This window comes from Kitasatospora sp. NPDC057904 (assembly GCF_042887925.1).
Lineage (GTDB): Bacteria > Actinomycetota > Actinomycetes > Streptomycetales > Streptomycetaceae > Kitasatospora.
The window spans coordinates 24,954-37,857 of record NZ_JBHVOL010000017.1; the positions used below are offsets into that span (position 1 = coordinate 24,954).

General features: G+C 73.9%; 13 protein-coding genes. 5 read left to right on the forward strand and 8 right to left on the reverse strand.

The genetic code is table 11. The features are described from left to right. Positions 1–72: 72 nt before the first annotated feature. The 4 genes from ACFVSN_RS32810 to ACFVSN_RS32825 all read right to left on the reverse strand — a co-directional run bounded on the left by ACFVSN_RS32810 (position 73) and on the right by ACFVSN_RS32825 (position 4,335). Positions 73–1,080: a glycoside hydrolase family 6 protein gene (locus ACFVSN_RS32810; RefSeq protein WP_380435188.1), complete on the reverse strand. Its 1,008-nt coding sequence runs from the start codon at positions 1,078–1,080 to the stop codon at positions 73–75. A 280-nt stretch (positions 1,081–1,360) separates the two neighbouring features. After that, complete coding sequence (locus ACFVSN_RS32815; RefSeq protein ID WP_380435187.1) at positions 1,361–2,089, reverse strand: uracil-DNA glycosylase; 729 nt, start codon at positions 2,087–2,089, stop codon at positions 1,361–1,363. Between the two features lie 144 nt (positions 2,090–2,233). Next, the gene (locus ACFVSN_RS32820) at positions 2,234–3,445 is read right to left on the reverse strand and encodes a low temperature requirement protein A (RefSeq protein ID WP_387957241.1); all 1,212 of its coding nucleotides are present in this window, start codon (positions 3,443–3,445) and stop codon (positions 2,234–2,236) included. A gap of 110 nt (positions 3,446–3,555) precedes the next feature. Further along, positions 3,556–4,335, reverse strand: coding sequence for an HAD-IIA family hydrolase (locus tag ACFVSN_RS32825; RefSeq protein ID WP_380435185.1), 780 nt, complete (start codon positions 4,333–4,335; stop codon positions 3,556–3,558). 219 nt (positions 4,336–4,554) lie between these two features. On the opposite strand from ACFVSN_RS32825, the gene ACFVSN_RS32830 reads away from it, so the two are divergent. Then, entirely contained in the window at positions 4,555–5,631 is a 1,077-nt protein-coding gene (locus ACFVSN_RS32830; protein ID WP_380435184.1) for a Gfo/Idh/MocA family oxidoreductase, read from the forward strand. A gap of 180 nt (positions 5,632–5,811) precedes the next feature. Here ACFVSN_RS32830 and ACFVSN_RS32835 read toward each other — a convergent pair whose 3' ends face one another. Together ACFVSN_RS32835 and ACFVSN_RS32840 are read right to left on the reverse strand one after the other, a co-directional pair. Beyond that, the gene (locus ACFVSN_RS32835) at positions 5,812–6,234 is read right to left on the reverse strand and encodes a type II toxin-antitoxin system VapC family toxin (RefSeq protein WP_359960592.1); all 423 of its coding nucleotides are present in this window, start codon (positions 6,232–6,234) and stop codon (positions 5,812–5,814) included. Then, complete coding sequence (locus ACFVSN_RS32840; RefSeq protein ID WP_387957243.1) at positions 6,227–6,511, reverse strand: type II toxin-antitoxin system Phd/YefM family antitoxin; 285 nt, start codon at positions 6,509–6,511, stop codon at positions 6,227–6,229. The genes ACFVSN_RS32835 and ACFVSN_RS32840 overlap by 8 nt, the downstream gene beginning before the upstream one ends. Before the next feature lie 197 nt (positions 6,512–6,708). On the opposite strand from ACFVSN_RS32840, the gene ACFVSN_RS32845 reads away from it, so the two are divergent. From ACFVSN_RS32845 to ACFVSN_RS32855, 3 genes are all read left to right on the forward strand, one after another. Further along, positions 6,709–7,002 (forward strand): DUF6412 domain-containing protein, encoded by a 294-nt coding sequence (locus ACFVSN_RS32845; RefSeq protein ID WP_380435182.1) that lies wholly within the window; start codon positions 6,709–6,711, stop codon positions 7,000–7,002. Positions 7,003–7,164: 162 nt separating this feature from the next. Then, on the forward strand, positions 7,165–7,854 hold the full coding sequence (locus ACFVSN_RS32850; RefSeq protein ID WP_387957245.1) for a YidC/Oxa1 family membrane protein insertase: 690 nt from the start codon (positions 7,165–7,167) through the stop codon (positions 7,852–7,854). A 346-nt stretch (positions 7,855–8,200) separates the two neighbouring features. Then, positions 8,201–8,968: a CDP-alcohol phosphatidyltransferase family protein gene (locus ACFVSN_RS32855; RefSeq protein ID WP_380435180.1), complete on the forward strand. Its 768-nt coding sequence runs from the start codon at positions 8,201–8,203 to the stop codon at positions 8,966–8,968. A 69-nt stretch (positions 8,969–9,037) separates the two neighbouring features. On the opposite strand, the gene ACFVSN_RS32860 is transcribed toward ACFVSN_RS32855, so the two are convergent. Beyond that, positions 9,038–10,351, reverse strand: coding sequence for a hypothetical protein (locus ACFVSN_RS32860; RefSeq protein WP_387957247.1), 1,314 nt, complete (start codon positions 10,349–10,351; stop codon positions 9,038–9,040). 317 nt (positions 10,352–10,668) lie between these two features. Between ACFVSN_RS32860 and ACFVSN_RS32865 the strand changes: the two genes are divergently transcribed. Next, positions 10,669–12,438, forward strand: a complete 1,770-nt coding sequence (locus ACFVSN_RS32865; protein ID WP_387957249.1) for a hypothetical protein — start codon at positions 10,669–10,671, stop codon at positions 12,436–12,438. A 17-nt stretch (positions 12,439–12,455) separates the two neighbouring features. On the opposite strand, the gene ACFVSN_RS32870 is transcribed toward ACFVSN_RS32865, so the two are convergent. After that, positions 12,456–12,884 (reverse strand): ArsR/SmtB family transcription factor, encoded by a 429-nt coding sequence (locus ACFVSN_RS32870; RefSeq protein ID WP_380501507.1) that lies wholly within the window; start codon positions 12,882–12,884, stop codon positions 12,456–12,458. Positions 12,885–12,904 lie beyond the last annotated feature (20 nt).

Genomic DNA, 12,904 nt, shown 5'->3' on the forward strand with positions numbered 1-12,904 from the left:
CCTCCTGGACCGCCGGGAGGCGGCCCGCGGACAGCTCAACGGCCCGCGGACGGCTCAACGCCCGCGGACGGGTCAGCGGGCCGCCCTCGCCAGCCCCAGCGCGTACGGCAGCCAGAACTCGCCCGCCCGGGGCTCGCCCCGGCCGCACTCGCCGTCGGACTCCCCCGGGTTCTTGATCCACAGGTAGGCGTCCACCCCGGGCCGGCCGGTGTCGGTCGTCGGCGGCTCGCCGAGCGCGCGGCCCGGCGGGTTGCACCAGGAGTCGCCGCCCAGCGGGCCGTTGCCGTTGCGGCTGGTGTCGACGACGAAGTGCTTCCCGCCCAGCGCGGCCGACAGCTGTCCGCCGTACGCCGCGTTGGCGTCGGTGCCGTAGAAGTTGGAGACGTTCACCGCGAAGCCGTCCGCGACGGCGACCCCGGACTTGCGCAGCGCGTCCGCCATCGCCGAAGGGTCCTGCGACCAGCCGGGGTTGCCCGCGTCCAGGTACACCCGCACCTGCGGACGCTTCTTCAGCTCCTGGACGGCGAAGGCCAGCAGTCCGTACCGCTCGGCGGCGAGATCGCCCTTCACCCCGCACGCGTCCAGGGTGTGGGCGACGGCGTCCGGCTCCACGATCACCCAGGCCTTGCGGTCGCCCAGCGCCTCCGCGACACCGGTGATCCAGGCCCGGTACGACGCGGCGTCGGCGGCGCCGCCGGCCGAGTACTGGCCGCAGTCGCGGTGCGGGATGTCGTAGGCGACGAAGACCGGCGTCCGGTCGACCGCGGCCGCGCGGCGGCTCACCTGCTCCGCGATGCTCGGGGCGTTCTGCTCGCCGAGCCACTGCGAGGACGGCTGGGCCGCGATCCGCAGCAGGTCGGCCGCCTCCGCCGTCCGGCCCTGGCCGCGCAGGGCGGCCGACTGGCGGGCGGCGGAGGTCTGGTCGGAGACGTAGAAGGTCTGGTTGGGCAGTTGGGCGAGGCCCCCGTCCGCCTGTGGGGATGGTGGCGCAGGCGTCTGCGCGGCGGAGTTCGGTGGCGCCCCGGAGGGCGTCGGACCACCCCCCGGTCCCGATCCGCCACAGCCCGCCGTAGCCGCCAACAGTCCCGTCAGGGCCGCCCCCACGGCCCACCGGACACCCGATATCCGCCCAACCCGGCGCACGTGCCGCCCCTCCCCGGACCGGGTCCGGCGACCCGGTCGGGCACCAGCTAAGCACACCGGCCGCAGCCCGGCGGCCACCCGCGGTGAACGGCGGATGGACACGAACGGACGGGGTGTCGGGCCCGTCCGTCCGGCCGATCGTCCGTCCGACCTGCAGACTGACCGACCAACCGGCAGACCAACCGGCCGACTGACCGGCCGGCCGGTGCGCCGCGGGTCAGTCCTTCTTGAGGTTCGGGATCCGCCAGTCGATGGCGTCGGCGCCGAACCCTTCCAGCGCGGCGTTGATCTGCGAGAACGGGCGGCTGCCGAAGAACAGCTTGGCGGACAGCGGGGACGGGTGCGCGCCCTGCACCACCACGTGCTTGGTGGTGTCGATCAGCGGCAGCTTCTTCTTCGCGTAGTTGCCCCACAGCACGAAGACCACCGGCTCCTCGCGCTCGCTCACCGCCTTGATCACGGCGTCGGTGAACTTCTCCCAGCCCTTCGCCTTGTGCGAGTTGGCCTCGTGCGCGCGGACGGTGAGCACCGCGTTGAGCAGCAGCACGCCCTGCTCGGCCCAGTGCATCAGGTAGCCGTTGTCCGGAGCGGGGATGCCGAGGTCGGCGTCCATCTCCTTGAAGATGTTGCGCAGCGACGGCGGCGTCCTGGTGCCCGGCAGCACCGAGAAGCTCATGCCGTGGGCCTGGCCGTCGTCGTGGTACGGGTCCTGGCCGAGCACGAGCACCCGGACCTTCTCGTACGGCGTGGCCTCCAGCGCGGCGAACTCCTGGCCGCTCGGCGGGAACACCTGGTGCTCCGCCCGCTGGGCCGCCACGAAGGCCGCCAGCTCGGCGAAGTACGGCTTCTCCGTCTCGGCGCCCAGCACCTCGCGCCAGGACCCGGGCAGCTCCAGCCCACCGCCCGCGCCGGCCTCGACCGTGCTCGCCTCGACCGTGTCCGTCACGACATCTACCTCCCACACAGCGGCTGTTCGGCCGCACGCCCTCTTGCACCCCGAACGCTACACAGGCCCACCGACAGCTCGCTCCGCAGGAGCGGGGGCGGGGAGTGTGGAAGGGGTGGAGATGACGGCGAGAACGGCGACGCATCACTCCGCAGCAGCGGGGGCGGACGGCGAGGAGGGGGTGGGGATGGCAGCCGGTGAGGCTTCCGGTGCCTCCCCTGCCTCCCCTGCCTCCCCTGGCTCCCCTGTGGCGACCCGCGCCACGATGAGGTGTTCCACCACGTTGAGCGCCACCAGCAGCACCGCCAGAGCCACGAGTACCGCCAGCGCCGGCAGGTTGATCATCGCGGGCAGCAGGCCCAGCACCAGCAGCGCCGCGGTGATGCGCGTGGTCGCCACCTTGCGGAACATCATCCACCGGGTGTAGCCGAAGGTCAGCAGGTACAGCCCGCAGCCGCCGTACAGCAGCGCCACCGCACCGGGACCGAGCGCGCGCCAAGGGTCCGCGACCGTCTCGCCGAAGCCGACCGCGACGCCGATCACGCCGGCGACGAGCGCCAGGTGCCCGTACTGGAAGATCCGCCGGACGACGTCCCGGCGCGAGTCCGTGACCTCGACGGCGTGCCGCATGGCGTCCGCCGCGTAGACGAAGTACTGCCACCACAGGCCCGCCGAGATGGTGAACGCGGCCGCGACGGCGGTGAGTTCGGGCGCGTCCAGCCGGGCCCGGGCGGCCGTCGCGCCGATCCCGACGATCGACTCGCCGAGCGCGACCAGCAGGAAGGTCGCGAACCGTTCCGGCATGTGCGACGGGTGGTACGCCACCGCCGCGAGCCGCCGCCGGAACAGCACCGGTGCGGCGAGGTCGCACGCCGCCGCCGCGGCCCACAGCGCGAGCCGCGGCCCGTCCGGCAGCAGTCCGCCGACCACCAGCAGCGGCCCGCTGACCAGCACCCCGACCCCGTACGGGCCGCGCCAGACGCCCGGGACGCGCATCAGCAGGACGACCAGCACCACCCGCGCGAGCCAGTACCCGGCGCCGAGCAGCACGCCCCGCCCGCCCCACGCGCCCGGCACGGCGAGCGCCATGAACAGGCCCGCCAGGCCGACCAGCAGGATGCCGACGCGGTCCCGCAGGTTGTCCACGTCCCGGATGTTGGCCTGCACCGTCGTGCCGACCCAGCACCAGTACACCGGCACGAACACGACGAGCGCCTCGGCGACGCCCCGCCAGTCGTGGTGGTGGTGCAGCAGGCCGGAGACCTGCGTGACCGCGAAGACGAAGACCAGGTCGAAGTAGAGCTCGGCCCAGGTGACCCGCTTCTCCCCGGCCGCCGGCTCCCCCGTGGTGACCATCCGTCCGTTCCTCCCCACACGTACGAGTTCCGCGCACGCAAAGGGCTCCGTCTCCGGCTGGCGGCGGGAGACGGAGCCCGATTCGGCACCGCAAAAGCTGGATCAGGACGCTAGATCAGCTCGACCAGGTCCGCGATCGACTTGACCACGCGGGTCGGCCGGTACGGGAAGCGCTCCACGTCGGCCGCGGCGGTCAGGCCGGTGAGCACCAGGATCGTCTCCATGCCGGCCTCCATGCCCGCGACGATGTCGGTGTCCATCCGGTCGCCGATCATGACGGCGCTCTCGGAGTGGGCGCCGGCGCTGTTCAGCGCCTCGCGCATCATCAGCGGGTTGGGCTTGCCGACGAAGTACGGCTCGACGCCGGTGGCCTTGGTGATCAGCGCGGCGACCGAGCCGGTGGCCGGCAGCACGCCCTCGGTGGACGGGCCGGTCTCGTCGGGGTTGGTGCAGATGAACCGGGCGCCCTGGTTGATCAGGCGGATCGCCTTGGTCAGCGCCTCGAAGCTGTAGGTGCGGGTCTCGCCGAGGACGACGTAGTCCGGGTTGTTGTCGGTCAGCACGTAACCGGCCTGGTAGAGCGCGGTGGTGAGACCCGCCTCGCCGATCACGTACGCGGTGCCGCCGGGCCGCTGGCCCTTGAGGAACTTGGCGGTCGCCAGGGCCGACGTCCAGATGCACTCCTCGGGGACCTCAAGGCCCATGCCGGCCAGGCGGGCGCTGAGGTCGCGCGGGGTGTAGATGGAGTTGTTGGTGAGGACCAGGAACGGCTTGCCGGACTCCCGGAGCCGGCGCAGGAACTCCTCCGCGCCGGGGATCGGCGTGCCCTCGTGGATGAGGACGCCGTCCATGTCGGTCAGCCAGGACTCGATGGGCTTGCGGTCTGCCACGTGCGTGTCTCCCGAAGTGTTGCGACGTCTTGCGAAGGCCCTGACGCGGCACAGCCTAATCGGCACGCCTGAACGACGGCAGCACGGTCCGTTCACCGGAACGGGGCCGGGCACGCGGCCGGGGCGGTTCCGGGGCCGCCCCGGAGCGGCCCCGGAACCGCCCCGCAGCCGCGACATGGCTGGACGGGACGGCCGGACCGCCCGTGATTGAGTGGACGCATGAGCCCCGACGAGACCCCCCGCCCGTTCCGCGTCGGCCTGATCGGCTACGGCCTGGCCGGTTCCGCCTTCCACGCCCCGCTCATCGCGACCACCCCCGGCCTGCGGCTGGACGCCGTGGTCACCGCCAACCCGGAGCGCCGCGCGCAGCTGCAGCGCGAACACCCCGGCGCCCGCGCGGTCGACACGCCCGAGCAGCTGCTGGCCGACCCGGACGCGCTGGACCTGGTCGTCATCGCCTCGCCCAACCGCACCCACGCCCCGCTCGCCCGCGCCGCCCTGCGCGCCGGGCTGGCCACCGTCGTCGACAAGCCGCTGGCCGGCACCGCCGCCGAGGCGCTGGAGCTGTGCCGGCTGGCGGAGTCGCGGAACGTCCTGCTCTCGGTCTTCCAGAACCGCCGCTGGGACGGCGACTTCCTGACCGCCGCCCGCCTCGTCCGGGGCGGCGCGCTGGGCCGGGTGCACCGGTTCGAGTCCCGGTTCGAGCGCTTCCGGCCGAAGCCGAAGCCGGGCTGGCGCGAGCTCGCCGACCCGGCCGAGGCCGGCGGCACCCTGTACGACCTGGGCAGCCACCTGGTCGACCAGGCGCTGACGCTGTTCGGGCCGGTCGAGACGGTGTACGCGGAGATCGACGTCCGGCGGGACGGCGCGGTCGTGGACGACGACGCGTTCCTGGCCCTCACCCACGCCTCCGGCACCCGCTCCCACCTGTGGACGAGCGCCCTCACCCCGCTGCTCGGGCCCCGGCTGCGGGTGCTCGGCGACGCCGCCGGGTACGTCAAGTCCGGCATGGACCCGCAGGAGGCCGACCTGCGCTCCGGCCTGCGCCCCGACGGCGACCGTCCGTGGGGCGCCGACCAGCCCGCGCACTACGGCACGCTCGGCACCGACGAGGCGCCGATCCCCCTCCCCACCGACCCGGGCGACTACCCGGCCTTCTACGCGGGCATCGCCGCCGCCCTGGCCGACCCCGGCACCCCGGCCCCGGTCGACCCGCACGACGCGGTCGCCACGCTCACCGTCCTGGAAGCGGCCCGCACCTCGGCCGCCACGGGCACGACGGTGCGCCTGGGCTGACGGGGCGGGGTAGTACGGAGTACGCGTGCTGCCGCCTGCCGGCACCGGAGACCGGCGGGCGGCGGGCGGCGGGCGGCGGCGATGGATCCGCTTGCTGCAAGCACGCCCGCGGTACGAACGGGCGGCCTTCGGGCGCCGGGCCGACGCGGCCGGCATGGGTGGCGCGGCCGACGCGGCCGGTCACACGCCGATGACCTCCACCGCCGACGCCAGTCCGCGGAAGTCGGCCACGTTGCGGGTGTAGAGCGGCAGGCCGTGGGCGGAGGCGACGGCGGCGATCATGAGGTCGATCCGGCGCGGGCGGGGCTGGCGCCCGGCCGCGATGGTGAGGGTGACGAGGGTGCCGTAGCGGGCGGCGGCGGCCGCGTCGAACGGCAGCGGGTCGAAGTCGGCCATCGCGGCGCCGAGCACCTCCAGGCGGGCCGCCCGGCTGATCGGGTCGCGGGCCATCGACACGCCCTGCTGGAGTTCGGCGAAGGTGATCGCGGTGAGCTCCGGCACGGCGGGCAGGTCGGCCGGGCTGAGCAGCGCGAGGTCGATGTAGACGCACGTGTCGAGGACCCCGGCGGGCCGGCGCCGGGAGGCCCGCCGGCGCTCAGCCACGCCGGCGCTCGAACGGGTCGTCGCCGTCGTCGCCCACCAGCTCCTCGGAGCCGAAGTCCTCCTCGGCCTCCTTGCGCATCTGCTGGTAGTCCACGCGCGGCAGCTTCACGTGCCGCGCGACCAGCTCCTCCGCCGTGAGCCGTCGCCGGTTCGACACCGGCCGCAGCTCGGCGACCTCGACCCCGTTCCTGGTGATGTGGAAGGTCTCCCCCGCCTCGACGGCGTCCATCACCGCGGCGGAGTTGTTCCGGAACTCCCGCTGGGTAATCGTCTTCACCCTTCCAAGGTAGCCCCGTGTAGCACAGCCGGCTACACCTCCGGCGGTGCCTCCTCCGCGCCCGCTCCGGGCATCCACCGGGACATCTCGTGTACGCCGGAAGCCGGAACGTCGTACGATCGTCGTCACCGTCCTGCGAGTCCGTCAGGCGAGTCCGCCGGGTGAGTCCGCCGGGCACCGAGCGAAGGGAGCACACCGTGACCGTGATCGCGATGCTGTTCGGCCTGCTCCGGGTGCTGACCGGCGAGCTGCTCACCGAGGGCGGATCGCTCGCCTCGGTGGCGACCGTCGCCGCCGTGGTGCTGCTGGCCGGTGCCGTCGCGGGCACGCTCGCCGGGGCCCGGCTGCTGGGGGCGCGCGCTCCCGCCGCCGTCCGCAACGGCATGCTGCGGCGCCGTGCGTTCCGTACGGCCTTCCTGTCCCAGCGCGATCCGGACGCCCGGGGCCGGCGACGCCCCAGGGCACCCGGCGCGGCCCCGGCGGCCGCGTAGCGCCCGGGTCCGTCCGGCGCGGTTCCCAGTCCGGTTCTCCGGCCGGGTCTTGCCGCCCGGCTTCCGGCTGGTTCCCCAGTCCGGTTCCCCATCCCCGCCGTTCCCCGCGGCCGCCCTCCGTCGATCACCCATGTCCCGAGACCCCGGAGGGCTCGCTCCACCATGTCCGTTCTCGCCGTTCTCGACCCTGCCGTCGCCGTCGCCCACACCGTCGTCGCCGGGCTCGCCCACGTCGTCCCGACCGCGCTCGCGATCGTCCTGTTCACCGTCGCCGTTCGCCTCGCCCTGCACCCGCTCGCGCGGGCCGCGGCGCGCGGGGAGAAGGACCGCGCCCGCCTCGCCCCGAAGATCGCCGAGCTGAACCGCAAGCACAAGGACCGCCCGGAGAAGCTCCGCGAGGCGATGGCGGACCTGCACCAGAAGGAGCAGGTCTCGCCGCTGGCCGGCTGCCTGCCGGCGCTCGTGCAGATCCCGTTCTTCTCGGTGATGTACCGGCTGTTCACCACCTCCGACGACCTGCAGGGCCACACCGTGTTCGGCACCCCGCTCGGCCTGCACGTCGCGAACGCCCACGGCGTCGGGCAGCTGGCGGTGTTCGGCGTGCTGTACGCGGGGCTGGCGGCCGTCGGGTACGTGAACTTCCGCCGGGCCCGGCGCGCGGCAGCGGCGGCGCAGACCGCCCAGCCGGGGGCGGCGTTCCTGCCGTACCTGTCGTTCGGGACGGTCCTGTTCGCGGCGCTGGTGCCGCTGGCGGCGGCGCTGTACCTGGTGACGTCGGGGGTGTGGACGGCGACCGAGCGGGCCCTGCTGCACCGCGGCGGGGCGCCGGTGCCGACGCTCGCGGTGGCGTGAGGTCCCGGACGCGGATCCGCTCCCCGCGTGCCCGGTCGCGCGGATGCGTGACGTCACGCGCGTGCACCGCCTGCCGCTCCTCCGGGTCGCCCCCGGCGGCGCGGTAGGCGGCGCGGCAGGCGGCGCGGGTCGGCGGATCCGATGGAGCGTCGGACCTCCACGCGGTCCCCGTTCCCGCCGGCCCCATCGACCTCCCCCACCGGATCTCCATGATCCCGACGTCCGGGGTCCAGCCGTCCGTGCGCGGGCGGGGTCCCGGCAGGTTCTACCCTGTGGTGGATCGTTCGATGATCGTTTCGGGACAGGACGTCCGGCGGGTCCCGCCGGACCGGTGGAGGGATTCGTCATGGTGGCTGCTCCGGCGCTTTCGGAGCTGCGCGAGGTGTGCCAGCCGCAGGCCAAGCTGCAGAGTCGCAACGGTGAGCACTGGGCGGGCCGGCTGTACATGCGCCGCCTCTCGTTGCGCACGACCCGGCAGCTGGTGCGGACCTCGGTGTCGCCGAACACCCTCACGTGGGTCATGGTGGTCTGCGGCGTCGGCGGCGGGGCGGCCCTGCTGATCCCCGGCCTGACGGGGGCCGTGCTCGCGGTGGTGCTGTTCCAGCTGTTCCTGCTGTTCGACTGCGTGGACGGCGAAGTGGCGCGCTGGAAGCGCCAGTTCAGCATGGCCGGGGTCTACGTCGACCGCCTCGGCGCCTACCTGGCGGACGCCGCGCTAATGATCGGCGCGGGCGTGCGGGCGGCCCGGGGTGGGTCGGAGCTGTGGGTGTCGGCCGGGCTGGCGGCGGCGCTCGGCGTGGTGCTGCTGAAGGCCTCGACGGACCTGGTGGACGTCGCCCGCGCCCGCAGCGGCGCGGCCCCGGCCGACGAGGAGTCGACCCAGCCGCGCTCCCAGGGCATCGCGACGGCCCGCCGGCTCGCGTCGGTGTTCAAGATCCACCGCGTGACGAACGGCATCGAGGCCTCGCTGGTGCTGCTCGCGGCGGCCGTCGCGGACGCGGCGGTGGGCGGGCTGACGCCGACCCGGGCCGCGCTCGCGGGGATCACGGTGATCACGTGGGGCATGGTGGTGGCGCACCTGGCATCGATCCTGTCGTCGTCGCGGCTGCGCTGACGCCGCACGGAGCGCACCGAGCGGTTGGAGCCCGTCACCCGGGAGGGTGACGGGCTCCTTGGCGTTCGCTCAGGCCCGGCGCAGCACGCGGCGCAGCCAGAGGGCGCCGGCTCCGAGGCCCGTCAGGGCGAGGCCGCCGCCGAGGAGGGCGGTGGTGTGGTCGGCACCGGTGGAGGCGAGCTGGGCGTCGGCCGCCGGGGCCTGAGGGGCGGGGGCCTGCGGCGCGGGGGTGGTGGACGGGGCCGCCGCCGGGGCGCTCGGGGTGCCGTCGGAGGCCGGCACGACGGGAACGGCCGGGGCCGAGGACGCCGGGGTGGAGGGCGCCGGGGCCGACGGGGCCGAGGTGGACGGAACCGGCTTCGGGGCGGAGGAGGACGGGGTCGGCTCGGGCGTCTTCGTGCCCGCGGGCTGGACCTGCACCTTCGCGCCCGTGGAGCACAGCGTGGTCCCCCAGAACGGCCGACCCTCGTTGACGAACACGCACGGGTTCACCTCGGTGGCGCCCGCCGGGGTCGTCGCGTCGTACGACATCCGCACCCGGGCCACGAGGTGGCCGCCCGCCCGGAGGCTGGAGTCGCGCCCCTGGAGGTAGACGCCGACCGGCTCCTCGGGCGTGTCACCGGGCACCTTGTCCAGCGTGCGCCAGCCCCCGTCCGCCGTCCGCACCTGGACGGTCGCGTGCTTGTCGACGAACAGGACGTTGCCGAGGTTGGTGTAGTCGGAGGGCGTGGGGTTGTCGAGGACGGCGTCGAACTCGATCGGCGCGCCGCCCGCGACGGCGGAGGCGGGCACGTGGGCGAGGGAGCTCCCGATCGACGTGACCTTGATCGTGCTGGTCGCCTCGGCCTCCACCCGGTCGTGGAGGTGCGGCGGGGTGGTGAGGTCGGAGCGCAGGGTGATCGAATCGAAGCCGCCGTTGGAGGCGCCGTCGTGGGCCAGGCCCATCGGCGCGCCGATCCGCAGGTCGACCTTGCGGGTCCGACCGGCCGGAACGGTGAGTCCGATCACCGTCCCCTCGTACACCACGCTCTCGTTGCCCCTGGTCATCGCCAGCGGCACCGACTTCCACGCGCCGTCGGCCGGGTCCTTGTAGTCGATGACGATCGAGTTCGGCGGCGTTCCGGCCCCGGTGGTGGTCTTCAGCTCCAGGTTGTAACCGGTCTCCTCCGAGCCCGAGTTGGTGATGTTCTCGGTGAACGCGACCGGCCCGCCGGCGAACCCGACCGAGGCCGGGGCCTGGACGGTGAGCGAGGTGTGCGACGGCTCCGCCGCGAAGGCGGCCGGGGCGGTGACCACGACCGATCCGCAGACAGCGGCTGCGCCCAGGGCGGCAGCAGCGACGACGGCGCGACGGGTACGACGGATACGAACGATGGTGGACATGGTTCCCCCCTGGAGCCGCGCTGCGGGCATGCCGCAGCAGCGCACTGATGGCTGATGGCTGGTCGAGAGCGGGCTGCAACTTCCGCGCACCCCGGGAGTTTGATCGTGGCTCCCTGCTTCTCACTGACATAGACGTTCATCCCGGCGATCGGTTGCAGGCGCTTCTCAAGATTCTTTTCGACCCCTCGGACCCGCCGGGAACGACCCCCTCGACCACCTCGACTACATATGACGCTGGACGACATATATAGTCGGGCGACATCAGGGGCGGCCCCGCCCCGCGCACACAGCCGCATCACCAGGGGAGGGGTTGGCACATGCAACTGACGTCCGCACCGGCCACCGACGAGGACCGGATCGCCGAGGGCGCTCCGCACCGCACGGAGCGCCGGACCGACCCGAGGCGCTGGCTCCGCATCTGGGTGCTGTTCGCCGGGTACTTCGCCGAGGTCCTGTTCCGGCTCTACCTCGTGCGGGACTTCAGCTACCCGTCCGTCCACCCCGACGAGGAGTCGTACCTCGTCCTCGCCCGGGTCCTGGCCGGACACCCCACGACCGAGATGCCCGTCGGCGTCGTCATCCCGGGCGGATACCCCCTGCTCATCTCCCCCGCCCTGCGCATCGCCGACGACCCGTCCACCGCCTACCACCTCGTGATGGGCATCAACGCCCTGCTCAACGCGCTCGTCTTCCCCCTGGCCTGGGTCGGCCTGCGCCGCCTCGGCCTCGGACGGCCCCAGGCGTACGCGTTCGCCGCCGCGACGGCGCTGCTGCCGCCGCTCGTCTTCTACTCGGAGTTCGCACTGACGGACACCGTCATGCCGGTCCTCGTCCTGGCCTGGCTGCTCTGCCTGCACGGCTGGCTCGCGGACGGCACGACCCGCCGCCGCGCGTGGCACGCCGCCGGCGCCGGGCTGACCGCCGCCTACGCGATGGCCACGCACGACCGCGGCGGCGTCGTCGTCGCCCTCACCGGCGTGGTGTTCGCCGGGGTCCTGCTGCTGCGCTGGGCGCCGTGGCGCTCGACGGTGGCGGGCCTCGGCTCGCTGGGGGCGGGCGTCCTCGGCGCCAAGCTGCTGGACTCCTGGCTACGCGCGCGGTTCACCGTGCCGGCCAGCGACGTCGGCGGCTTCCTGTGGAAGGGCTTGACCGACCCGCAGGCGGCCTCGCGGACCCTGACCCGGACGGCCGGCCAGATCTGGTACGTCATCATCTCCACCTGGGGAGTCGCCGGAGTGGCCGTCGTGATCTGCCTGTTCGCCGTCTTCGACAAGCGCGTCACCCGGCCGTACCGGGTCGTCGGCGGAGTGCTGGTCGCGCTGCTCGTCGGCACCGCGCTGGCGGCGGCCGCCGCACTGCCGGACGACAAGCGGATCGACGACTGGGTGTACGCCCGCTACACGGCGTGCCTCGTCCCGGCGGCCTTCGTGATCGGCAGCGCGGCACTGGCCCGACTCCGGGGCCGCGCCCTGGGCCGGACCCTGGCCGGGGCGGCCGGGCTCACGCTGGCACTCGGCGGCGCGGTGGTGCTGTCGGCCGGCCCGCTGCTCAAGACGCAGGCCTTCGTCGCCTGGGGCATGCCGGACGCCCTGTTCCTCGGCGGCGACTGGAGCTCGCTGCACATCATGCGGACGACCGCGGTCGCGTTCGCCGTGCTCGGCCTCGTGGTCCTGCTGCGGACGATCACCTCGCGCCGGGCGGTCTGGCTCGCCGTCGCGCTGGCACTGTTCGCCGGGTTCGCCACCGTCACGATCACCGACCGGATCAGCTACCCGCACTCGAACTGGCGCCGGAGCCTCGCCACCGGCTTCACCGAGCGGGCCGGCCTCCACCCGGACGACAGCGTCGTGTTCAGCTGGGACGGCGACTGGGGGATCCGCAGCACGCAGGCCTTCGAGGTCTACCGGGGCCGCGTCTGGTACCTCGACCCGCGCAACCGGCCGATCCCCGCGGCGGCCACGGCGGTCGTCATGCCCCCGGCCACCGAGGGCGCGGAGCCGGAGGCGGCCTGGCCGGGGCATCCGGCCGAATGGTTCGTCGAGCGGGTCGACCGGCAGCAGGGGTGGATGGTCTGGCGCCGGCGCTGAGCTCGGCACCTTCGGGATCAGGCGCCGCCGGGCTCTTCCAGGGGCTCTTCCCTGGGCTCTTCCAGGGGCTCTTCCACGGGCTCGGCGGCGCTCTCGTACGTGGTGCTCTCGTACTCGGCGCTCTCGTACGCGGCGAGGACGGTGGCCAGCAGGGCCGGGAAGCGCGCCTCCAGATCGGCCGAACGCAGCGCGGTGAGGCGGCGGTTGGCCTCCTCGCGCTGGCGGATGAGGCCGGACTCGCGCAGCACCTTGAAGTGGTGGCTGAGCGTGGACGGCGCGACGTCCACCGGGAAGGTGCCGCAGGCGCGCTCGGGCTCGGCGGCGAGGGTGCGCACGATCGTCATCCGGGTGGGGTCGGAGAGCGCGTGCAGCACGTCGAGCAGGTCGATGTCCTCGACTTCCGGGTGCGCGAGCGCCGTCCGGCGGCGGCTGGTGCTGCGGGGCACGGGTGGGCCTCCAGGTTCGG